Origin of the sequence: Arthrobacter nitrophenolicus (assembly GCF_000332815.1) — a bacterium.
Lineage (GTDB): Bacteria > Actinomycetota > Actinomycetes > Actinomycetales > Micrococcaceae > Arthrobacter > Arthrobacter nitrophenolicus.
Window position 1 is genome coordinate 16,261 of the sequence record NZ_AOFD01000030.1, and the last position, 21,886, is coordinate 38,146.

Here is a 21,886-nt window from a genome sequence, read left to right on the forward strand (position 1 = left end):
TGACCCAAACTCTGCACACTCCCAGCTGGTCCGAACCGGATCAGCGAGGCTGCCTTGTCGCCGTTCAAGCGCTTCGCAGCCCTGCCGGAGGCCGCCGGGCTCTACAACCCCGAGCAGGAGAAGGACGCCTGCGGCCTTGCGATCATCGCAACCCTCCGCGGCGAGCCCGGGTACGACATTGTTGACGCCGCACTCACCGCCCTGCGCAACCTCGAGCACCGCGGTGCCGTGGGCGCAGATGAGGGCACCGGTGACGGCGCCGGCCTCCTGATGCAGATCCCGGACGAGTTCTTCCGGGCGGTCACCGAGTTCGAACTTCCCGCCCCCGGCCAGTACGTGGCCGGCACCGCGTTCCTGCCTGCGGAACAGCGCGAAGCCGATGCGGCGAAAGCCGGCATCGAGGGCCTCGCCGCGGACGAGGGGCTGAAGGTCCTTGGCTGGCGCGAAGTGCCCGTCGTCGCCGACCTGGTGGGCGCCATGGCCCGTGCCTGCATGCCCTACTTCTCCCAGCCCTTCCTCGCATCCGCCACGGGTGAGGAACTGGACCGCAACGAGCTTGATGCCCGCGCCTGGCGGATCCGCAAGCGCGCCCAGAACAAGTTCGGCGTCTACTTCCCGTCGCTGTCCTCGCGCACCATCGTGTACAAGGGCATGCTCACCACCGCCCAGCTGGAGCCGTTCTACCCGGACCTCTCGGACAAACGCTTCAAGACCAAGCTGGCCATCGTCCACTCGCGCTTCTCCACCAACACCTTCCCGTCCTGGCCACTGGCGCAGCCCTTCCGCACCATCGCCCACAACGGCGAAATCAACACGGTCAAGGGCAACCGCAACTGGATGCGCGCACGGCAGTCCCAGCTGGCCAACCCGCTGCTCGGCGACTCGCCCGAAGAGCTGTACCCCATCTGCACGCCCGGCGCCTCCGACTCCGCCTCCTTCGACGAGGTGGCGGAACTCCTGTGGCTCTCCGGCCGACCCATCACGCACGCGATCATGATGATGATCCCGGAGGCATGGGAGAACCACGCCACCATGGATCCGGCCCGCCGCGCGTTCTACGAGTACCACTCGCTGCTGATGGAGCCGTGGGACGGCCCCGCCGCCGTCTCCTTCACCGACGGCAACCTCGTGGGCGCCACCCTGGACCGCAACGGTCTGCGCCCGGGCCGCTTCTGGATCACCGAAGACGGCCTGATCGTCTTCGCCTCCGAGGTGGGCGTCATCGACGTCGAACCCTCCAAGGTGGTCAAGAAGGGCCGCGTGTCGCCCGGCAAGATGTTCCTGGTGGACACCGACGCCGGCCGCATCATCGACGACGAAGAGGTCAAGGCAGAGGTCGCCGCCGCCAACCCGTGGGCGGACTGGGTCAAGGACAACCTGATCGACCTCAACGACCTTCCCGAGCGCGAGCACGTGGTCCACACCGCCGCGTCCGTGAACATCCGCCAGCGCACCTTTGGCTACACCACCGAGGAGCTGAAGATCCTGCTGGGTCCGATGGCCCGCACCGGTGCCGAACCCTTGGGCGCCATGGGCTCCGACACCCCCGTGGCCGTGCTGTCCAAGCGCCCCCGGCTGCTCTTCGACTACTTCGTGCAGTCCTTCGCGCAGGTCACTAACCCGCCGCTGGACGCCATCCGCGAAGAGTTGGTCACGTCGCTGACCTGCGCCATCGGCCCCAACGGCAACCTGCTGGACACCAAGCAGGTCCGCCAGCCCCAGGTCCAGCTGCCGTTCCCCGTGATCAACAACGACCAGCTCGCCAAGATCGCCAACATCGAGGACGCCGACGGCAACCGCGTGGCCATGAAGGTCCGCGGCCTCTACCGCCCCGAGGGCGGCGAAAACGCCCTGCGCGCCCGGCTCACCGAAATCTGCGAGCAGGTTTCCGGTGCGATCAACCGCGGCGTGCAGTACATCGTGCTCTCGGACCGTGACTCCAACGCGCAGTGGGCACCCATCCCGTCGCTGCTCCTGGTCAGCGCCGTTCACCACCACCTGCTCCGCAGCGCCAACCGCACCAAGACCGCCCTGGTGGTCGAGGCCGGCGACGTGCGCGAAACGCACCACGTGGCCGTGCTCATCGGCTACGGCGCCTCCGCCGTGAACCCGTACCTGGCCATGGAATCCGTGGAGCAGCTGATCGCTGCCGGCGACGTCACCGGCGTCACCCCGCAGGACGGCGTCTACAACCTGATCAAGGGCCTTGGCAAGGGCGTCCTGAAGATCATGTCCAAGATGGGCATCTCCACTGTGGCGTCCTACACCGGCGCCCAGACGTTCGAGGCACTTGGCCTCGGCCAGGAGCTGGTGGACGAGTTCTTCGCCGGCACCCACTCGCAGCTGGGCGGCGTGGGCCTGGACGTGATCGCCGCCGAGGTCTCGGCACGGCACCAGATGGCGTACCCCGAGGGCGGCATCGAGCAGCCCCACCGTCCGCTGCTGGGCGGCGGCGAGTACCAGTGGCGCCGCGACGGCGAACCGCACCTGTTCAACCCGGAGACGGTCTTCCGGCTGCAGCACGCTACCCGCGAACGCCGCTACGACATTTTCAAGGCGTACACCAAGGGCGTGGACGACCAGTCCACCAACCTGATGACGCTGCGCGGCCTGCTGAAGTTCAAGAACGACCGGCCCGCGGTTCCGCTCGAGGAAGTGGAGCCCGTCTCCAGCATCGTCAAGCGGTTCTCCACCGGCGCGATGAGCTACGGCTCCATCTCGCAGGAGGCACACGAGACGCTGGCCATCGCCATGAACCGGCTGGGCGGCAAGTCCAACACCGGTGAGGGCGGCGAAGACGTGGACCGCCTGATGGATCCGGAGCGCCGCTCCGCCGTCAAGCAGATCGCCTCCGGCCGTTTCGGCGTGACCAGCCTCTACCTGACCAACGCCGACGACATCCAGATCAAGATGGCCCAGGGTGCCAAGCCCGGCGAAGGCGGCCAGCTGATGGCGCAGAAGGTCTACCCGTGGGTGGCCAGGACCCGCCACTCGACCCCCGGCGTCGGACTCATTTCGCCGCCCCCGCACCACGACATCTACTCGATCGAGGACCTCGCGCAGCTCATCTACGATGCGAAGCGTGCCAACCCCTCGGCCCGGGTGCACGTGAAGCTGGTGTCGGAAGTCGGAATCGGCACCGTGGCGTCCGGCGTGACCAAGGCGAAGGCCGACGTCGTGCTTGTCTCCGGCCACGACGGCGGAACCGGCGCCTCGCCGCTGAACTCGCTCAAGCACGCCGGTGTTCCGTGGGAGCTCGGTCTCGCCGAGACGCAGCAGACCCTGATGCTCAACGGCCTGCGCGACCGCGTGGTGGTGCAGGTTGACGGCCAGCTGAAGACCGGCCGCGACGTTGTGATCGCAGCCCTGCTGGGCGGCGAGGAGTTCGGCTTCGCCACCGCCCCGCTGGTGGTGGAAGGCTGCATCATGATGCGCGTCTGCCACCTGGACACCTGCCCGGTGGGCGTTGCAACGCAGAACCCGGAGCTCCGTGCCCGGTTCAGCGGCAAGCCCGAGTTCGTGGTCAACTTCTTCGAGTTCCTTGCCGAGGAAGTCCGCGAGATCCTGGCAGAGCTCGGCTTCCGCAGCCTGGAAGAGGCCATCGGCCACGCCGAGGTCCTGGACACCCGTGAGGCGATCGACCACTGGAAGGCCGACGGCCTGGACCTGGACCCGATCCTGCACGGGCTCGAGTTCGACGACGACGCGCCGCTGCGCAACATGACCGGCCAGAACCACGAGCTGGACAAGCACTTCGACCAGCGGCTGATCACCATGTCCACCGAGGCCCTGACGGACCGCAGCCCGGTGAAGATCACCGTGGACGTCATCAACACGGACCGCTCCGTGGGCACAATGCTCGGCCACGTGGTCACCAAGACCTTCGGTACCGACGTGCTCGCCACGGACACCATCGACGTCACGCTGAACGGCACCGCCGGCCAGTCCCTGGGCGCCTTCCTGCCCGCAGGCATCACCCTGCGGCTGTACGGCGACTCGAACGACTACGTGGGCAAGGGCCTCTCCGGCGGCCGGATCATCGTCCGCCCGGACCGCACCAATGTGTTCAAGGCGGAGACCAACGTCATCGCCGGCAACGTCATCGGTTACGGCGCCACCAGCGGCGAGATGTTCCTGCGCGGCCAGGTGGGCGAACGGTTCCTGGTCCGCAACTCCGGTGCCACCGCCGTCGTCGAAGGCATCGGCGACCACGGCTGCGAGTACATGACCGGCGGCCAGACGCTGATCATCGGCCGCACCGGCCGCAACTTCGGCGCCGGCATGTCCGGTGGCACCGCCTACGTCCTGGACCTGGATACTGCCAAGGTCAACAAGGACGCCCTGCAGTCCGGCGAACTACAGCTCCGCGAGCTGGACGCCGAGGACCGCGACATCGTGCACGGCCTGCTGGTCAAGCACGTTGAAGAAACTGACTCCCAGCTGGCGGCGCGCCTCCTCGAAAACTTCGATGACACCGCCGCCCGCATTACCAAGGTGCTGCCGCGCGACTACGCGGCAGTGCTGCAAACCCGTCTCGACGCCATCGAAGAGGGCCTTGACCCGGACGGCGAAGAAGTATGGTCTCGAATCCTGGAGGTGACCGGTGGCTGATCCACGCGGATTTCTGAAAGTACGCCAGCGTGAAACCCAGCCGCGCCGTCCCGTTCCCGTCCGCATCATGGACTGGAAGGAAGTGTACGAAGCGCAGGAAAAGGGCACCCTTAAGGCCCAGGCCGGCCGCTGCATGGACTGCGGCGTTCCGTTCTGCCACCAGGGCTGCCCGCTGGGCAACCTGATTCCCGAGTGGAACGACCTCACATGGCGGGACAAGGGCGAGGAAGCGATCGAGCGCCTGCACGCCACGAACAACTTCCCGGAGTTCACCGGCCGGCTGTGCCCCGCACCCTGCGAGGCGTCCTGCGTACTGGGGATCAACCAGCCCGCGGTGACCATCAAGCAGGTTGAGGTCTCCATCATCGACGAAGCGTGGGACAACAACTGGGTCCACCCGCTGCCGCCGGCGCGCCTCACCGGCAAGACGGTCGCCGTCGTCGGCTCCGGCCCTGCCGGCCTGGCCGTGGCCCAGCAGCTCACCCGCGTGGGCCACACCGTTGCCGTATATGAACGCGATGACAAGATCGGCGGCCTGCTGCGGTACGGCATCCCCGACTTCAAGATGGAAAAGGAGCAGGTGGACCGCCGCGTCGAGCAGATGAAGGCGGAAGGCACCCGCTTCCGGACCGGCGTCGCCGTCGGCACCGACGTGACGTGGGAGCAGCTGCGCCGACGCTACGACGCCGTCGTGGTGTGCACCGGCGCAACTGTTCCGCGCGACCTGCCCATCCCGGGCCGCGACCTGGACGGCATCCACTTCGCAATGGACTACCTTGTGCCGGCCAACCGCGCGGTGGCGGGGGAGACCATCGAAAACCAGATCCATGCGCAGGGCAAGCACGTGGTGATCCTCGGCGGCGGCGACACCGGCGCCGACTGCCTCGGCACTGCGCACCGGCATGGTGCTGCGTCCGTGACCACGCTCGCCATCGGCAAGCAGCCGCCGGCCGAGCGCGCCAGCCACCAGCCCTGGCCGACGTTCCCCACCCTGTTCGAGGTGGCCAGCGCCCACGAGGAAGGCGGTGAGCGCACGTACCTCGCCTCCACCGTTGAATTCGTGGGCGAGGACGGCAAGCTGACCGGCGTCAAGGTCGCTGAAACTGAATTCGTTGACGGCAAGCGCCTGCCGAAGGCCGGCACGGAACGCATCATCCCCGCGGACCTGGTGTTCCTGTCGCTGGGCTTCACCGGCGCGGAGCCGGCGGGCATCACTGAACAGGTGAACGCCGAGTTCGACGGCCGCGGCAACGTGGCACGCGACGGCTACTACATGACCAACACCGAAGGCGTGTTCGTGGCCGGCGACGCCGGCCGCGGACAGTCGCTGATTGTGTGGGCCATCGCCGAGGGTCGTGCGGCGGCTGCCGCCGTGGACAAGTACCTGATGGGAAGCACCATCCTTCCCGCTCCCGTCGCGCCGACGGACCGCGCCATCGCCGTCCTCTAGCGCTGCACCCCGCGGGCAGAAGTTCACCCCCGCGACAACTTAACCAATGCAAGTGACCAATAGGGTAGGTATATGAGACGCGCAAAAATTGTGGCTACTTTCGGCCCCGCAATTGCCAGCTATGAAAACACCCTCGCGGTGCTGGAAGCAGGTGTTGACGTCGCCCGGATGAACATGAGCCACGGCGACTACACCGTGCATGACAACACCTACGAAAACGTCCGCAAGGCTGCAGCGACCTGGGCAAGGCCGTGGCCATCATGGCCGACCTCCAGGGTCCCAAGATCCGCCTGGGCCGTTTCGTCGACGGCCCGCACGCCCTCGCCGTTGGTGACACGTTCACCATCACCACCGAGGATGTTCCCGGTACCAAGGACATCTGCTCCACCACGCTGAAGAGCCTCACCGAGGACGTCAACGTGGGCGACGCCCTGCTGATCGACGACGGCAAGGTTGCCCTGCGCGCCGTGGCCGTCGACGACGTCAAGGTGGTCGCTGAGGTGACTGTCGGCGGTATGGTGTCCAACAACAAGGGCATCAACCTGCCCGGCGTGGCCGTCAACGTTCCGGCGCTGTCCGAAAAGGATGAAGAGGACCTGCGCTGGGCGATGCGCCGCGGCGTGGACCTGGTGGCACTGTCCTTCGTCCGTGACGCCTCGGACATCACCCGGGTGCACGAGATCATGGACGAGGAAGGCCGACGCGTGCCGGTCATCGCCAAGATCGAGAAGCCGCAGGCTGTTGAGCAGCTGCCGGAGATCATCGACGCGTTCGACGCGATCATGGTGGCCCGTGGCGACCTCGGCGTGGAGCTTCCGCTGGAGGAGGTGCCGATCGTGCAGAAGCGCGCCATCGAGCTGGCACGCCGCTGGGCCAAGCCGGTCATCGTGGCCACCCAGGTCCTGGAGTCCATGATCGACAACCCGCGCCCCACCCGTGCGGAGGCCTCCGACTGCGCCAACGCCGTGCTGGATGGTGCCGACGCCGTCATGCTGTCCGGTGAGACCAGCGTGGGCAAGTACCCGATCGATACGGTCAAGACCATGGCCCGGATCATCGAGTCCACCGAGGTCCACGGCCTGGAGCGCGTTCCCCCGCTGGGGACCAAGCCCAAGACCCGTGGCGGCGCCATCACCCGTGCCGCCGTCGAAATCGCCGACCAGCTGGACGCCAAGTACATCTGTGCGTTCACGCAGTCCGGTGACTCGGCCCGCCGCCTGTCCCGCCTCCGCCCGATCAAGCCGGTGTTCGCGTTCACCCCGGTGGAGCAGGTCTGGAACCAGCTGGCACTGACCTGGGGCATCCAGCCGGTGCTGGTGCAGATGGTGGACCACACCGATGCCATGACCGCGCAGGTTGACCGCAGCCTCGAGGAAATGGGCCTGGTGCAGGACGGTGACCTGGTGGTTATCGCCGCCGGTTCCCCTCCCGGAAAGGCCGGTTCCACCAACTCCCTGAAGGTGCACAAGGTGGGCGACCTTGCCGACTCCACCCGTGCGGGGGACGTCCTCAGCAACAAGGAAAAGCTCGGCCCCTGGCCGGAAAAGAAGAAGAAGGCTTAGCCCTTCTGACCACGAAAAGGACCCCTGCCGGGCTGGCAGGGGTCCTTTTAGTGCCTGGGGCTGGAACCCGGCAGGACGCCGTCGAGCGTTACCTGCCGGGACGCCAGCGTCAGTTGACCTGGTTGATGATGGTCTCGGCGACTTCGCGCATGCTCAGGCGGCGGTCCATGGAGGTCTTCTGGATCCAGCGGAACGCTTCGGGCTCGGTGAGGCCCATCTTGGTGGTGAGGAGGCTCTTGGCGCGCTCCACGAGCTTGCGGGTGGCGAACTGCTCCTGCAGGTCCGAAACTTCGCTTTCGAGGGCCTTGATTTCCTCGTGCCGGGAGAGTGCGATCTCCAGTGCCGGGATGAGGTCTGCCGGAGTGAAGGGCTTCACCACGTAGGCCATGGCGCCGGCGTCGCGGGCGCGCTCCACGAGTTCCTTCTGGGAGAACGCGGTCAGCAGCACCACGGGGGCGATGCGGGCCTTCACGATCTTTTCTGCTGCGGAGATGCCGTCCATGACGGGCATCTTGACGTCCATCAGCACCAGGTCCGGCTTGAGTTCCTCAGCGAGCTGGACGGCCTTCTCGCCGTTGTCCGCCTCGCCCACGACGTCGTAACCTTCGCCGCGCAGGATCTCAATGATGTCGAGGCGGATGAGGGTCTCATCTTCGGCAACAATGACGCGGCGCGCGGGCTGGGACGTGGGCTTGGACTCCGTTTGTTCAGTCACGGGATCTCCTTGAAAAGGTACGGCGGGACATCACTATCTTAGGTGCCACCGCGGCTGTACTTGGCTTGCATGGTCATCCGCGGCGTCGGCGGCGCGATTCTGGAATTCAGCCTATCTGCATGTAGAGTAATTCCGCGTACGTGAAGCGATCGCGTTGCTCACAGTCAGCTGTGGGCGTACTTTATTGCTCAACGTATTCCGCGCCCGAGTGGCGGAATTGGCAGACGCGCCGCACTCAAAATGCGGTATCGAAAGGTGTGTGGGTTCGAGTCCCACCTCGGGCACGGCATATCCCCTCGTCAGAGGGGTTTTTGCTTTGACGTGTGTGCAAAGCTTGGTCGCGTCGTCTGACGGGTTGTGTCGCGGGCTTTGGCCAGGCCGTGGCCTATTCAGGTGTGTGGGTGGCGGGTCCAGGACTCTGGCTGGTGGGGCCTCCGCCTGCTATGACTGCTTTCTTGCGCTTCCTCGTTCCGGTTCTTTGATTGGTCAGGTTCGGCCAACACCTGTCCATGGTCCAGGGGAGCGGGAGCGACATGATTGCGGCCGTTTCGATCTAGGGCGTCCTGCAAAGCAGTTTCAAGGCGGCTAGGCGCAGACATTCGCCGGCATTCGTCCTGCCAAAGGTTGTGTGGACAGTGTCCACACTTACGGCCGGTTTATGCAGGGGTCGGCAGCGTCGCGTCCAGTATCAGGTTTGGCCCCGATTCCTTGCGTCCATGTCGGAAAAGGCGAAACCGACTGAGAGGCTGACGCCCCGGCAACCACAGCCGGACGTCAGGTTGTGGTGTACTGGATGGCACAGTCGGCGAAGCCGCGCGCCACCAAGACGGGTTGGCGCAGCGGGTGCGCAGGTGTTGCTTGTCCGCGTTCGGACGGCGGGCCTCAACGGTTGAGATGCTTCCTTGGGGGTGCCCCTCCCATGCAGTTCGAGGCAGAGCATTTGTCGGCGCAATCGTGGCTTGTTACAAGGTCGAGCTGCGCGCTGCCGTGTTGTCCTCGCCAGTCCATATGGCCCGCTCCACCACGGGCCTGGTGACTCGCCACGCAGGGAGAATGGATCGCGACGCACCCAGCGTTGATCAGCAGGTCGTTTGGCTGCCCACGCGGGACTCGGAGCTGCAATCATCGAATTCATTCGGATCGTCCGGCACAGGGTCGCCGCGATCATCTAGCGGCTCTGGGCCCGACACTGCCGAGGGATCGACGCGTTCCCGGCCTGAGGAGGGTCGGAATCCAGGAGCTCTTTCGCTGCCTGGAACTGCTTAATACTAGGCATGTTCTACAGAAACTCTTGATAGTAGAGAGGTCCTCCAATAACATCGGTCGCGTTGAGACGCACGTCACCAGGCGAAGGAACGCCTCGTCCTAAGTTCGTGCACCAAGAAAAAGGAAGCTGATGAAAACTCCCATGCTCTCTATCGCCCTTCCCATTTGGGGTGAGGGCGATCGAACACCGACTGTCTCATCGCTCCTGGCGGCGATCGACGCCGCAGAGACTGCAGGCTTCGATCGGGTCGTTGTCTCAGAGCACGTGGTCTACGGTGACGACACCAGCGAGTACGGCAATCCCGCAACTGGTGGTACGGAAGGTGGGCGCCAACCAACGAGTCCTGACGGGCTCTGGCTGGAGCCGATGACGGTTCTTGCGATGGCCGCTGCCAGAACGACTCGGGTGCGGCTCGGCACGACTATCCTGCTGGCCCCCCTCCGTCGGCCTGCGATCCTGGCCAAGACCGCCGCGACCCTAGACTACCTGTCGCTCGGGCGATTGGATTTAGGTGTCGGTGTGGGCTGGCAGCGAGCGGAGTACGAGGCCTGTGGGCTCGACTTCGGTAAGCGCGGTCGTGCGCTTGACCAATCTCTGGAAATCTGCCGCCGGTTTTGGGACGAGAACGTGACGAGTTTCGAGAGCGAAGGCCTCGCCTTCGAGAACCTGCACATGATGCCCAAGCCGATTCAGAAGCCCTTGCCGATCTGGATCAGCGGCACCCTCAATCCCGCAGTAGTGAGGCGCCTGTCGCGCTATGGGCAGGCGTGGTTGCCGTGGGGAGACGAAGCAGTGAATTTAGGCGCGTCAATTCCCGCGATGCGCAGTCATGTGGAAGAAGCCGGGAGGGATGCTTCCTCCATCGGTGTTGTCGTCCGGACCCAGGTGGTGCGATCGACCGACGGAGGAGTCGACGCGCTCGCCACGGCACAGGAGGCTGCGCGCCTGGTAGACCTCGGCGTGACCGATGTCGTGTTGGCGCCGCCAGGTCTGGATGTCCCCACGGGTCGCGTGATCGGCGACGAGGAGATGGCGGTGGCGATGAAGGAGCTCGTCGATACCTTCTGGCGAACTTACTCTGGTTGAGCCGATCGGGATAAAGTGCAACTCACCAAGCGGTTTCGCCGCGGGCGGCCGCTGTGCAGATGGCGCGCCGGGACATGAGTTGGCCCACGTTTCATCTCTCCGTACTGCTCCTTGACCACCTGCCGACGGTGGTCAAGGAGTGCAGGACATCGCAGACTTGGAACGGCGTCCGAGTACGGCCCAGGAGACTGAGCTCCCCTCCACGGTGCGGTGTCCGGTGATATCGGTCAGCAACCGTTCAGGCGGTGGTGGTGAGTTCACGCTGCCCCGGATCGTTAGTGCCGATGTCCGGGGGCTGCGGTTCAGGTACAACGTCTGACCGCAGGTGACGAAGGAACTGGGCCTGGGCCGGCATACTCGTGCAGTCCTGCTGCCGGCCGCCCATGTGTATTGTCCACAGACGTCAGGGACACTCGCCGTGGCTAAGTGACACAAGAAGCCCTCGAATGGAGTGGAGCTCGTCTCAGACTTCGATTCATAAGGAGGTCTTCAGTGTCCCGTGATAAGGCGCTCCAGATGCCGAAGGGTATGCTCCGGGCTTGCCTGGTGCATAGTCGAGGACGGTTGGCCGCTGTGCAGTGCCGCGATCAAGGTCAACCGCCGGTGGGGTATGGCACGGATCGCCTTTCTGCTGGGCATCCACCCCTTCGACGGTGCACCGGGTGCTGTCCTGGTTCGTGTGGTCCGTCTTTCCTGGCTGGACCGGGCCAGGGGCAGGGTTATACGCCGGGCGACGAACACGCCCCACTCGCGGATTTGGTCCACGTGGACTCCAAGAAGTTCGGCCCGATCTGATACGGCGGCCACCGGGTCACCGGCCGGGCCGCGGCTAGATGGAACAAGGCCGGCGCGGACCCGAACCGGACCAAGATCAGCACTCCCAGCTCGCCTAAGCGAAATCCTGATTGATGAGAAGACGGACACCGTGGCCGGATTCTGAGAGCGCGCCAACGCCTACTTTGAATCCTGCGGAATCGTGTTTAGACGGGTGCTGACCGATAACGGCTCCTGCTACCGCTCCCGCCCCTACAGGCCCCACACCAACGGCAAAGTCGAAGCACAAGAGCTCCATGCTCGATGAATGTGCCTACACCAAACCCTATGAATCAGAAACCGAGCGTGTTGCCGCTTTCGCCGACTCGCTCCATCACGACAATCACCACCGAGACCGCACTTCACTTAGAGATCAGCTTCCGATTAGCCGCGTTACCGACCTCTAAGTCAACACACCTAGGACTTTGCAGCTGACAATGTGGAAGCAGCATCTAAGACGGCTGCTGCAAGATTGGCGCTGGTCTGGACATCGTTCATCCACAGCGGCACGACAACCGGATGGACTCCGGCACGGGCGATAGGATCAGAAAGCCTCGCGTCGGCGCTGTCAATGAGCCAAGCATCCAAAACGCCGCCCTCGGAACGCGCACCATAGTGCAAGGCCACGGCATCCGCGCCGGTCCTAACGCCGACGGCGGCCAAGCAGGCCTCCGCCATGCCCCTCACGGCAGCTCCGGAGATAATGGGCGAGATTCCCACGACCGGGGCCGGTGTTGTTTGGATCCCTTCCCGGATACCCGGAACGTTCATGATCGTGCCGACGGACACAACGGGATTTGACGGGGCCAAGACGACCACGTCGGCAGCGGAAATCGCTGTCAGAACGCCCGGCGCCGGGGCCGCTTCCGTGAGCCCGGCCTGTATGAACTCGCGGGCCGGGCGCTGGGCGCGGTATCGGACCCACCATTCCTCGAAGTGCACAACCTCCGGCACGTCGGCAGTAGGGCCATCCAAAACGACTTGGGTTTCAACTTCCTCATCGCTCATGGGCAGCAGCTCTATACCGATATCCCACCTGGAGGCCAGCTGCCGCGTAACGTGGCTCAACGCCAATCCCGTGCGCAGCAGATGAGAGCGGGTTATGTGGGTGCCGATATCCAGATCACCGAGGGTAAACCACGGCCAGCCAACGCCATAAGCGGTGAGCTCGGCACTGACGCGCTCCGTTTCACCGCTCCGACCCCAGCCCCGCGATTCGTCATTGACGCCGGCGAGGGCATACATCACGGAGTCCAGGTCGGGACAGACCCTCAGGCCCGTCAACCACATGTCATCGCCGGTGTTGACTACTGCGGTGATTTTTGCCGTCGTTCCGCCGGCGCCGTCCGGCATCGCCTGACGCAGATGGTGGCGCAGCCTTTTAGGAAGCGTGCCCCGCCCACACCACCTGCGAGCACTGTGACTTTCATGCGCTAGCTCTGCCTTCTGTTAGTCGAGGATTCAACAGTTGACCTTCGTCCTGCCTCGAAGCCCTCTTGGAATCCTTCTGAATGTGCTTCTGCCGATCCGAGGCGGAACAAGTCGTCTTCCGCAGGACGAATTAGGGTCTGAGCTCCGGGCTCCTGCATCGGCCGAATGAGGTGGCCCATGCCGTGGACGACTGCGACCGGTCGGCGCGAGGTCTTGCCCAGAACAAGATTAGCTGCCCCTGCTATTTCATCCGCTACCGCTGTAACTGTGACATCCATGGTCCTATCGAAATCGTCTCGTGTACCGCGCAAATCATGAGTGACAGCCATTCCCGCAGCGCCGATAGCAAGGTCGGTTTGCCCCAAGCGCCAGGGGCGGCCCAAAGTGTCAGTGATGATCACCCCCAAGTCGAAACCGAATAACTGGCGCAGCCCGATGCAGAGTTTTCGGGCTGACGCGTCCGGGTCCTCCGGAAGAAGTAGTACCGTGCCGTCAGGCGTATTGCTCGCGTCGACGCCCGCGGCGGCGAGCACCAAACCCCACTTATTCTGGACGATTCGGGTCACGCCGCCGGGGTGTGGTTTGCTGGCGACCAATCGTACTGTTTCGGCCGTGATGGCATCCTCACGGCTGTCTGCCTGCAAAGAACGTCCTTCTGCCTTTGAGACTATTTTGCTGGTCACAACGACGATATCCCCGGCGGAAATTTCCGCTTCCACGGCGTTCCCAATCAGGGTCACCAGGTCATCGCCAGCCACGATCTCGCCAATGCCACCGATCCCAATGACCGCGACATGCTGTGGCGGCTCCTCAGCTTTACGCACTTCTAAGCCATCGAAGTTATTCTGGTTCATTCCGTGTCCCTTCAGACGCAGCCGTCTATTTTTCGAGTGTCCTGACCATTACCCGACCGCACGTGACTCCGCTGACCAGCGGTCATAGTCGATCGTCCGGACGACCACGACGCAGCCTCCCTATAGTGCGGTAGCCACTGCATCGGGGGCGACCGCCCTCGCACGCCGGGACTTCGCGGCTGCCGTGCCCTTGACTGGCACGACAATCGTCCAGGTGTCACTCATGAGCATCCATCCATCAGGAACCGGAACTAGGAACCTCTCCGCTAAACTTGACAAACCTGTGGGTTTTCCATGCTGGGACGGCCGGTAGGGGTGGCGTTCCTCGCCTCCCCGCCGTTGTGGCTCTTGACGAAACCGGCCGAAGGTCCGTTGCCTATGAACCATCCAAGCGTGGTGAGCGGCCGGTACCGCCAGCACTCCAGTGGGTCCACACATATCACACCCCTCAAGGAGGCTGGACCGACCGCGAAGTCGGCCAATGTCTCACGCGCTGCTTTACCTGTCACCTATACCCCCACCTCAACAGCACAGTCACGACAAAAGGTGTTCCCGGATTCCAGATCCTCCACAGAGCTACCCTCCGCTGAAAAGCGTTACGTAGGACTTCACCGATCATGATTCGGGGTTTGTTGACCAAGAACAGCCAGAACCACGCTTTAGCCGACGATGCGCACTCGGCACGGGCATCCTCGCATGTCGTTTGCGGCGGAGCAAGTGTTCCGTTGGGCTGAAAACCCCTGCCACAGCGTATTTATAGAGATCGACCAGTAACTGGCCGAAACATTTTGACTTTGTGATACGTCTCACCCATAGTTACTTGCATTTGCACCAAGTAACTCGGACGGAGCTGGTGCGCCTCGCCGGGGTTCTTGCCGGACCATGGCGGTCCGGTGACTCGACGGTGAGAAGAGGCGATCCGCGGCAACGATGTTGCGTTGTGGTCTGGGTTACGAACTGAGGAGAACTTGTATGAACCGCAAGGTCGGTAGTCTGCGAAAACGGCTCTGCCTTTGCCGGGGTGAGGATTCGGGCGGAATTCGTCGGGTTCGCGGTGGTAGGGCCTCTGACTGCCCTGCGACATGGTTCCGGAGTGTGGCTAGGTTCGCTAGCCAGCCCGTTCACCACGACGCGAGGTGGGAGACCCTCCCCGACGCAGAGGTCTTTCCTGCATTTGACCGTTTCAAGGCATGCGACGAGGAGTCAAAATGAGCATCAGGATCGGCTATAAAGCCTCCGCGGAACAATTCGACCGAGGACCTTGGTCGAGTATTCGGTTCTTGCCGAGGACATCGGTCTCGATTCCGTGATGGTTTCGGACCATTTCCAGCCGTGGCGCCACGAGGGCGGTCATGCCCCCTTCGCGATGGCCTGGATGGCCGCCGTGGGGGAACGTACCAGCCGGATTGTGATGGGTACCAGCGTGCTCACACCCACATTCCGCTACAATCCGGCCGTCGTCGCGCAGGCCTTCGCTACTTTGGGCTGCCTGTATCCGGGTCGGGTCATCCTGGGCATGGGCACCGGTGAGGCGCTGAACGAGGTTGCCGTCACCGGGGCCGACTGGCCGGCATTCAAGGAACGCTTCGGCCGGGCCCGGGAAGCGCTGGAACTGATGCGCCGGCTGTGGACCGAGGACAGGGTCAGTTACAACGGCGAGTACTATCGCACGGTCAATGCGACCGTCTATGACCGTCCCGCAACTCCCGTTCCGGTCTATATTGCCGCCGGCGGCCCAGTGGTGGCCCGGTACGCCGGCGCAGCCGGCGATGGCTTCATCTGCACCAGCGGCAAGGGCATGGACCTTTATACGGAGAAGTTGCTGCCGGCCGTATACGAGGGTGCTGCGGCCGCCGGACGGGATGAGGCCGGCGTGGAGAAGATGATTGAGATCAAGCTCTCGTTCGACACGGATTACGCCCTGGCACTGGAAAACACGCGGTTCTGGGCGCCGCTGTCCTTGAGCCCGGAGCAGAAAGCCGGCCTCGAAGATCCGGCGGCCATGGGCGCCGCGGCTGACGCGCTGCCCATCGAACAGGTCGCCAAACGCTGGATCGTCGCTTCGGATCCGGAGCAGGTCAGGGACCAGGTCCTGCCCTATGTGGAGGCAGGGTTCAATCACCTGGTCTTTCACGCCCCGGGCCATGACCAGCGACGGTTCCTGTCCCAGTTCGCTGAACACCTTATGCCGCGCCTGCGGGCACTGGGCGCAGGCGGCTCCGGTGTTTGAAAAGGGAGACCCGTGCCGTCCTTGTTATGAAGGTCCGTTATGTCTAAACAGTCCGTTATGTCTAAACAGTCCGTTCTGAATCCTGCCCCCCTCACTGATGCTCTCGCTCGTCTCGAAGATACAGGTGAGACGGACCTCGCTGGAGCGACGGCGCTCTTCGGAGCTCGAGGCGACAACCTCGACCGGTTGCTGAACGTTGCATCGCGTCTCCGCGACGACGGCCTCGCGCGCGCCTCCCGCGAGGGCATCATCACGTATTCGAAGAAGGTGTTCCTCCCCGTCACGCAGCTGTGCCAGGACCGCTGTCACTACTGCGTCTTCGTCGAGACGCCGGGCGGCCTGCTGAAGAAAGGGATCCCCACCTACCTACCGCCGGAAGAGATCCTTCGCATCGCTCGCGAGGGGGCAGCGCTCGGCTGCAAGGAGGCGCTCTTCACCCTCGGCGACCGTCCTGAGAACCGCTGGCCGGTCGCGCGGCAGTGGCTCGAGGACCACGGCTACACCTCGACCCTCGACTACATCGGCGCGATGGCCGAACTCGTGCTCACCGAGACCGGCCTCCTGCCGCATCTCAACCCCGGCGTCATGTCGTTCGCCGAGCTGCAGCGGCTCCGCCCGGTCGCCGCGTCCATGGGCTTGATGCTCGAGACCACGGCCACGCGCTCTGGAGCGAGCGCGGGGGAGTGCACTTTGGTTCCCCGGACAAGGATCCTGCTCTGCGGATGCGGGTGATCGACGACGCCGGCCGCTCCCGGATCCCGTTCACCACCGGGGTCCTCCTCGGCATCGGCGAGAACGACGCCGAGCGCGCCGACGCCCTCTTCGCCATCCGGGCGTCGCACCAGCGGTACGGCCAGGTGCAGGAGACCATCGTCCAAAACTTCCGCGCCAAACCGCACACCGCGATGCAGAACGAGACCGACCTCGGCCTCGAGGAGTACGCCGCCGCGGTTGCGGTCGCCCGGATTGTCATGGGCCCCGACCACACCATCCAGGCCCCGCCGAACCTCAGCGGACTTTCTGAACTTCTGCTGCTGGTGCGCGCAGGCATCAACGACTGGGGCGGCGTCAGCCCGCTCACGCCCGACCATGTCAATCCCGAACGACCCTGGCCCGAACTCCAGACGCTTGCCGAGCTGACGGCGCAGGCCGGATTCACCCTGCGCGAGCGGCTCACCGCACACCCGGCCTACCTGCAGGATGCAGAAACCTGGCTGGATCCGCGCATCGTCCCCGCCGTTACCGCTCTCGCCGATCCGGTGTCCCTACTCGCTGACGAGGGCGCACGCCTGAGGCCCGCGCCCCCCGCGGCGCGCGGCCCGCGACCCCGCTCGGCGGATCCAGTTACAGTTCTTGTCGCCGCCACCGCTCCTCCTGTCGATCGCGGCGTGGCCGCCGGACTGCCACGCCGCGCCGACCCCACTGTTGTCTCCGCGCTCGCCAGAGCCTCGATCGCCCCGGAATCGCTGACGGACGCTGAGTATTGCTCCCTGCTTACCGCCCGTGGAGACGACCTCAATGCGGTAACGGCGCTGGCCGACGAGGTCCGCTCCGCAGCGGTCGGTAACACATTGACCTACGTCGTCAACCGCAACCTGGACTCGTCGCTCTACAGCAAGGGGCTCACTGACGACATGGTCCGGCGGCTGGTCGAGGAGTCCGTTACGCTCGGTGCGACCGAGATCTGTGTCCAAGGTCCGATCGACCAGGCGCTGCCGGGCACGGCCTACCTCGACCTGGCTGCGGGCATCCGCGCAGCCGGGCCCGACCTCTCACTCCACGCCTACCGCCCCACGGAGGTGCTCGACGGGGCGCGCCGGACGGGTGTTAGTGTCGATGCTTTCCTCGAAGGACTGCGTGAGGCGGGCGTAACGAGCGTTCCTGGTACCGGGGCGCGAATTTTGGACGACGGCGTGCGCGCGCTGCTGAGCGAACGCACCGATCCGCCGGTCGACGAGTGGATCCGGCCGCTCGTGGCCGCCCACCGGGCGGGTCTCCGGTCGACGGCGACGATCGTCTACGGTCACGTCGAGACGCCGCCTCAGATCGTTGCTCACCTGCGTCGGCTGACCCAGATCCAGGATGAGACTGGCGGTTTCTCGGAGTTCATCGCCATGCCGTACGTGCCGTTCGACGTGCCCTCCGGGGTGCGGGCGGTGGCTGGTGAAGGGCCTGGCCTCGAAGCCTCGCGGGCGCTCCACGCGGTCGCGCGCCTTATGCTGCACGGCCGGATAGACCACATACAGGCCGCATGGACCAAGCTCGCTTCCACGGCGCCAGGGCCGTGCTCGCCGGGGGAGCGGACGACTTCGGCGGTCTGCTGCTCGACGGAGCGATCTGGCCGGAGGCTGGCGCCGAGGCGTACCGCGAGGCGACGCCGGAAGACGTCCAGCGGATCGCGACCCCTCTCGGCCGCGAGGCTCGGGAACGTACGACGAGCTACACACTTGTCCCACGGGGCTCCACATGATGCTTGTTGACGCCGGGACGGGCACGGGCCTGCGAGAGATCGTAACCGGAGTCGCGCAGCTGCCCGGTAAGTCCCTCGAGCCAGTCGTGATTGCAGTCGACCCGGCTGGCCTGGATCCCGAACTCGACGCTGCGCTGCCGCAATTATCACGGCGGCGTCAGGTCTTCGTAGCCGGCGCGCGAGTCTCCTCGGGCGAGCTGCCCGACCGCTTCGCGCTCCTTGTCGCGCCGGGCTGCGAGACTCCCCTCGCTGCTGACGCGCGGGTCTCCGCCCTGATCGTGCTGGGCTCCTCGGCCCCGGACGTCCGTTGCCCTGTCCTCATCATCGTCCCGGAAGGGTTGCCCGCGGCCGATTCGGCAGCCATGGAAGTGCGTTTCGCCGAGGCGGGGCATCCCGCCGAGCAGGCGCATCTCATCGACTCATTCCTGCGCGAGCCGCGGCGATACCCGGCCCACAGCACCATCCCGCGAGCCCGGCCGTGATGGAGGCTAAGGACAACCAGACCTTCGTCGCTGAAGCGGTCGACGCTGACGCCGTCGGCGAGAAGCCCGCCGCTCCCGAGCCCGTTGACACCGTCATCATCGGTGCGGGCTTTGCTGGCCTCGGCGCCGCGATCCAGCTCGCGCGTTCGGGTGAGCGGTCGTTCGTCGTCGTAGAGCGCGGGGCCGACGTCGGTGGGACCTGGCGCGACAACGTCTACCCGGGCGTCGCCTGCGACATCCCGTCACATCTCTACTCCTACTCGTTTCGGCCACGCACTGGCTGGAACTCCTTCTATGCTCCCGGGGCCGAGATCCTCGACTACCTGCAGGAGGCCGCCCGTGAGGAGGGCATCCTTCCGCACCTCCGCTTCTCGTCAGACGTGCTCGAGCTTGCCTGGGACAGCACCACCATGTCTTGGACGGTCGTTACTACGCGCCAAACATACCGCTGCCGCTGGGTTATCGTGGCGACGGGCCGGCTCTCCGAGAAGCGGATGCCTGACGTGCCGGGGCTCGACTCGTTCGCGGGCCCCGTGTTCCACTCGTCCGAGTGGCCGCGTGACCTCGACCTGGCAGGCAAACGTGTTGGGCTCGTCGGAAGCGGTGCCTCTGCCGTGCAGATCCTGCCTCGCATGGCCGAGGTGGCCGACGAGATAATTCTCTTCCAGCGGAGCGCCGCGTACGTCGTTCCCCGTGACGACCGCGCCTACACTGAAGGCGAGAAGGCCGCCTGGCGAGACGAGCCCGAATCCCTGGTCAAGCTCCGAGCGCAGATGTTCTGGGACGCCGAAACAGGTTTTGCAGCGAGGCTGGGCGCCGCGGGCCCCCTCACCGCGCTCCGCGACCGGGCGCGACGGCACCTTGAGGCGCAAATCCCCGACCCATCGCTCCGCCAGGCGCTGACACCCCATTACGAGGTCGGTTGCAAGCGCGTCCTGCTATCAAACGATTACTACCCGGCCCTAGCTCGCGAGTCGGTGCGCCTCGAGCAGTCGGCACCAACTGCCGTCGAGGGCAGCCGGGTCGCTGCCGCCTCGGGAGCGACCTATGAACTCGACGCGCTCATCTTGGCGACCGGCTTCCACTCGACCCGGCCACCAATCGCGCACAGGATCCGTGGCTGCGACGGCCGCACCCTCGACTCCGCCTGGTCCCACGGTATGGTGGCGCACAACTCCACCACCGTGGCTGGCTTCCCGAACCTCTTCGTCATTGACGGCCCCAACGCCAGCCTAGGCCACAACTCGGCCGTGCACATGATCGAGTCGCAGATCGCGTACGTTCTCGAGGCCGTCCGGTACCTGCGCAGCCACGACGTGGCGGCTTTCGACGTCCGGCCGGAGCGACAGGCAACCTACGTCGCCGAAATCGACCGTATGGCCGAGACCACCGTCTGGCTCACTGGTGGCTGTCGCAGCTGGTACGTCGACGAGCGGAGCCGCCGTCTGACCCTTCTATGGCCGGACACCGCCTCGGCGTTCCGGGAGCGGCTCGCCCGGTTCGACCCGGCCGACTACCTGCTCAACGTGCAGACTGCCTGAGCGTTTCCAGGGCCGCCGCTGTCCGTAGGCCGAGCCGCCCCTCGAGCCGTTCGACGTCCGCCCAGGTGTCGACGTCCGAACGCAGCCCCGACATATCGTCAAAATCGAGCTCGACGTAACTCACGGCGCGGTGGGCAGCACGAGAACCCTCGCCGAACGCAGGACGATGTCGCTCCGGGTTGAGCGCGGTAATCAGCGTCGTACCGGTTCCGGCGGCATCTCCGACGAACGCTAGTTCAATGGCTGAGGCGAGCCGCAGTGCGAACTCGAGCTCAGTCGAAGTGATTGCTGGCAGGTCTCCCTGGAGCACGGCAACGGGGCCAGGGCCTGCCACTTTGATCCCGTAGAGCACAGCTGCGTGCAACCCCTGTCCTGGATCCTGCACGGTTTCGGCGCCAAGGGCACGGAAACCGGCGGCAGCGGCGTCGGAGGTGACGACAACGACGCGGGCCACCAGTAATGCAACAGCCACCGTATCGAGTGCGATCGCCCGCGCAAGACCAAGATCACCACCGAGCCGGGACTTCGCGGCTGCCGTGCCCTTGACTGGCACGACGATAGTCCAGGTGTTAGTCATGGCGAGACACCTCAAGTTGTGGCCGAGCTATGCATGCCCGCTCTGCAGAGCGGGCGGGACGGGCAGCGTTCGTTTCCATATCGGAGCATTCGCGGGGGTATTGCAATGAGTCTGCCTTCGCTGGTTAATTTTGCTGGGGTCGACGAAGTGCTGGATGGTACGCTCGCGGCATTAGGCAAGGACCAGTTTCGGACTGAGGCGATTGGGTCCCAGCCGGGTCCAGAGATACTTAGCGCGGAGCGGGGAGTTATAACGAGAAGTGCGAGGACTCTGGGGGAGACAGACAAACCGCACCCAGGATTGCGGGCCTGCAGTAGGAGATGCAGCCCGATACACCCAGTAACATCGGGGAAGATAGAGGGAAGCACGATCGCCGAGATACTTACGGGGGTTGGGGATCGTCCATATGCCAAAAGACGACAAAGATGCTCGAGTGGGTTGCTGCTGCCTAATCCAGATCCCGTCTCCATCCGACGCAAGGCCCAAATGCCGGCTACGGTGAAGAACAGAGGATCCTCGACAACTCTTGCCACGACCCTTTCTGGGCGAGACAACCCTGGTTAGGTGCTCTACATCTATTTTCCCGATGACGTATGCTGCGTGCCTCATGCCAGGTAACGCACCGAAAGCCGATCTGGTCGGGTCGCGACCATCCACGCCGGCTGCGGCCAGCAACGGGGGCTTCCCACCGCCCAAGGCGGCCGGAGAACGTTGCGGCGTGCTCGGGCCGCTTCGTCGAGGACGAACTGCTCCCGGACCACGGCAAGGAAGAATAGGCGCAGCGCGTGCTAGGCGAA

11 protein-coding genes, 1 tRNA gene and 3 pseudogenes are annotated in these 21,886 nt (G+C 64.8%); 11 read left to right on the forward strand and 4 right to left on the reverse strand.

What is annotated here, in order from left to right; all coding sequences use genetic code 11:
• Positions 1–54: 54 nt before the first annotated feature.
• From gltB to pyk, 3 genes and pseudogenes are all read left to right on the forward strand, one after another.
• On the forward strand, positions 55–4,611 hold the full coding sequence (gene gltB / locus G205_RS11950) for a glutamate synthase large subunit (RefSeq protein ID WP_009358187.1): 4,557 nt from the start codon (positions 55–57) through the stop codon (positions 4,609–4,611).
• Entirely contained in the window at positions 4,604–6,061 is a 1,458-nt protein-coding gene (locus G205_RS11955) for a glutamate synthase subunit beta (protein WP_009358188.1), read from the forward strand. Before gltB ends, G205_RS11955 begins: the two co-directional genes overlap by 8 nt.
• Before the next feature lie 72 nt (positions 6,062–6,133).
• Positions 6,134–7,623 (forward strand): annotated as a pseudogene (gene pyk, locus G205_RS11960) (pyruvate kinase).
• 109 nt (positions 7,624–7,732) lie between these two features.
• On the opposite strand, the gene G205_RS11965 reads toward pyk, so the two are convergent.
• Positions 7,733–8,338 carry an ANTAR domain-containing response regulator gene (locus tag G205_RS11965; RefSeq protein WP_009358190.1) on the reverse strand — a complete coding sequence of 202 codons (606 nt, stop codon included), beginning with the start codon at positions 8,336–8,338 and terminating at the stop codon, positions 7,733–7,735.
• Positions 8,339–8,540: 202 nt separating this feature from the next.
• On the opposite strand from G205_RS11965, the gene G205_RS11970 reads away from it, so the two are divergent.
• From G205_RS11970 to G205_RS21740, 3 genes and pseudogenes are all read left to right on the forward strand, one after another.
• Positions 8,541–8,622, forward strand: a tRNA-Leu gene (locus tag G205_RS11970).
• A gap of 1,112 nt (positions 8,623–9,734) precedes the next feature.
• Complete coding sequence (locus tag G205_RS11975) at positions 9,735–10,691, forward strand: TIGR03619 family F420-dependent LLM class oxidoreductase (RefSeq protein WP_009358191.1); 957 nt, start codon at positions 9,735–9,737, stop codon at positions 10,689–10,691.
• Between the two features lie 492 nt (positions 10,692–11,183).
• Positions 11,184–11,911, forward strand: a pseudogene (locus tag G205_RS21740) (transposase family protein).
• Between the two features lie 10 nt (positions 11,912–11,921).
• Here G205_RS21740 and cofD read toward each other — a convergent pair.
• Positions 11,922–12,857, reverse strand: coding sequence for a 2-phospho-L-lactate transferase (cofD, locus tag G205_RS11980; protein ID WP_009358192.1), 936 nt, complete (start codon positions 12,855–12,857; stop codon positions 11,922–11,924).
• Between the two features lie 80 nt (positions 12,858–12,937).
• A complete protein-coding gene (gene cofE, locus G205_RS11985; RefSeq protein ID WP_009358193.1) occupies positions 12,938–13,789 on the reverse strand; it encodes a coenzyme F420-0:L-glutamate ligase in 852 nt (283 codons plus the stop codon).
• 1,208 nt (positions 13,790–14,997) lie between these two features.
• On the opposite strand from cofE, the pseudogene fgd reads away from it, so the two are divergent.
• The 5 genes and pseudogenes from fgd (at position 14,998) to G205_RS12005 (ending at position 20,512) form a co-directional block, all read left to right on the forward strand.
• Positions 14,998–16,019: pseudogene (gene fgd / locus G205_RS11990) on the forward strand (glucose-6-phosphate dehydrogenase (coenzyme-F420)).
• A gap of 186 nt (positions 16,020–16,205) precedes the next feature.
• Complete coding sequence (locus tag G205_RS22855; RefSeq protein WP_235046900.1) at positions 16,206–16,751, forward strand: radical SAM protein; 546 nt, start codon at positions 16,206–16,208, stop codon at positions 16,749–16,751.
• Positions 16,742–18,499 (forward strand): 7,8-didemethyl-8-hydroxy-5-deazariboflavin synthase CofG, encoded by a 1,758-nt coding sequence (gene cofG, locus G205_RS11995; protein ID WP_052014110.1) that lies wholly within the window; start codon positions 16,742–16,744, stop codon positions 18,497–18,499. Before G205_RS22855 ends, cofG begins: the two co-directional genes overlap by 10 nt.
• Positions 18,486–18,971: a hypothetical protein gene (locus tag G205_RS12000; RefSeq protein ID WP_009358195.1), complete on the forward strand. Its 486-nt coding sequence runs from the start codon at positions 18,486–18,488 to the stop codon at positions 18,969–18,971. Before cofG ends, G205_RS12000 begins: the two co-directional genes overlap by 14 nt.
• Positions 18,971–20,512, forward strand: a complete 1,542-nt coding sequence (locus tag G205_RS12005; RefSeq protein WP_009358196.1) for a flavin-containing monooxygenase — start codon at positions 18,971–18,973, stop codon at positions 20,510–20,512. The genes G205_RS12000 and G205_RS12005 overlap by 1 nt, the downstream gene beginning before the upstream one ends.
• Here the strand turns inward: G205_RS12005 and G205_RS21135 are convergent.
• On the reverse strand, positions 20,493–21,089 hold the full coding sequence (locus G205_RS21135; protein ID WP_009358197.1) for a CofC family guanylyltransferase: 597 nt from the start codon (positions 21,087–21,089) through the stop codon (positions 20,493–20,495). The two genes, G205_RS12005 and G205_RS21135, sit on opposite strands and share 20 nt — an antisense overlap.
• Between the last annotated feature and the right edge of the window lie 797 nt (positions 21,090–21,886).

What these genes read in the sequence shown, in the direction of transcription:
- G205_RS11975 (WP_009358191.1), top strand. Translation starts at nt 9,735, where the DNA reads ATGAAAACTCCCATGCTCTCTATCGCCCTTCCCATTTGGGGTGAGGGC.
- cofD (WP_009358192.1), bottom strand. Translation starts at nt 12,857, where the DNA reads ATGCCGGACGGCGCCGGCGGAACGACGGCAAAAATCACCGCAGTAGTC.
- cofE (WP_009358193.1), bottom strand. Translation starts at nt 13,789, where the DNA reads ATGAACCAGAATAACTTCGATGGCTTAGAAGTGCGTAAAGCTGAGGAG.
- cofG (WP_052014110.1), top strand. Translation starts at nt 16,742, where the DNA reads ATGCGGGTGATCGACGACGCCGGCCGCTCCCGGATCCCGTTCACCACC.
- G205_RS12000 (WP_009358195.1), top strand. Translation starts at nt 18,486, where the DNA reads ATGATGCTTGTTGACGCCGGGACGGGCACGGGCCTGCGAGAGATCGTA.
- G205_RS12005 (WP_009358196.1), top strand. Translation starts at nt 18,971, where the DNA reads ATGGAGGCTAAGGACAACCAGACCTTCGTCGCTGAAGCGGTCGACGCT.
- G205_RS21135 (WP_009358197.1), bottom strand. Translation starts at nt 21,089, where the DNA reads ATGACTAACACCTGGACTATCGTCGTGCCAGTCAAGGGCACGGCAGCC.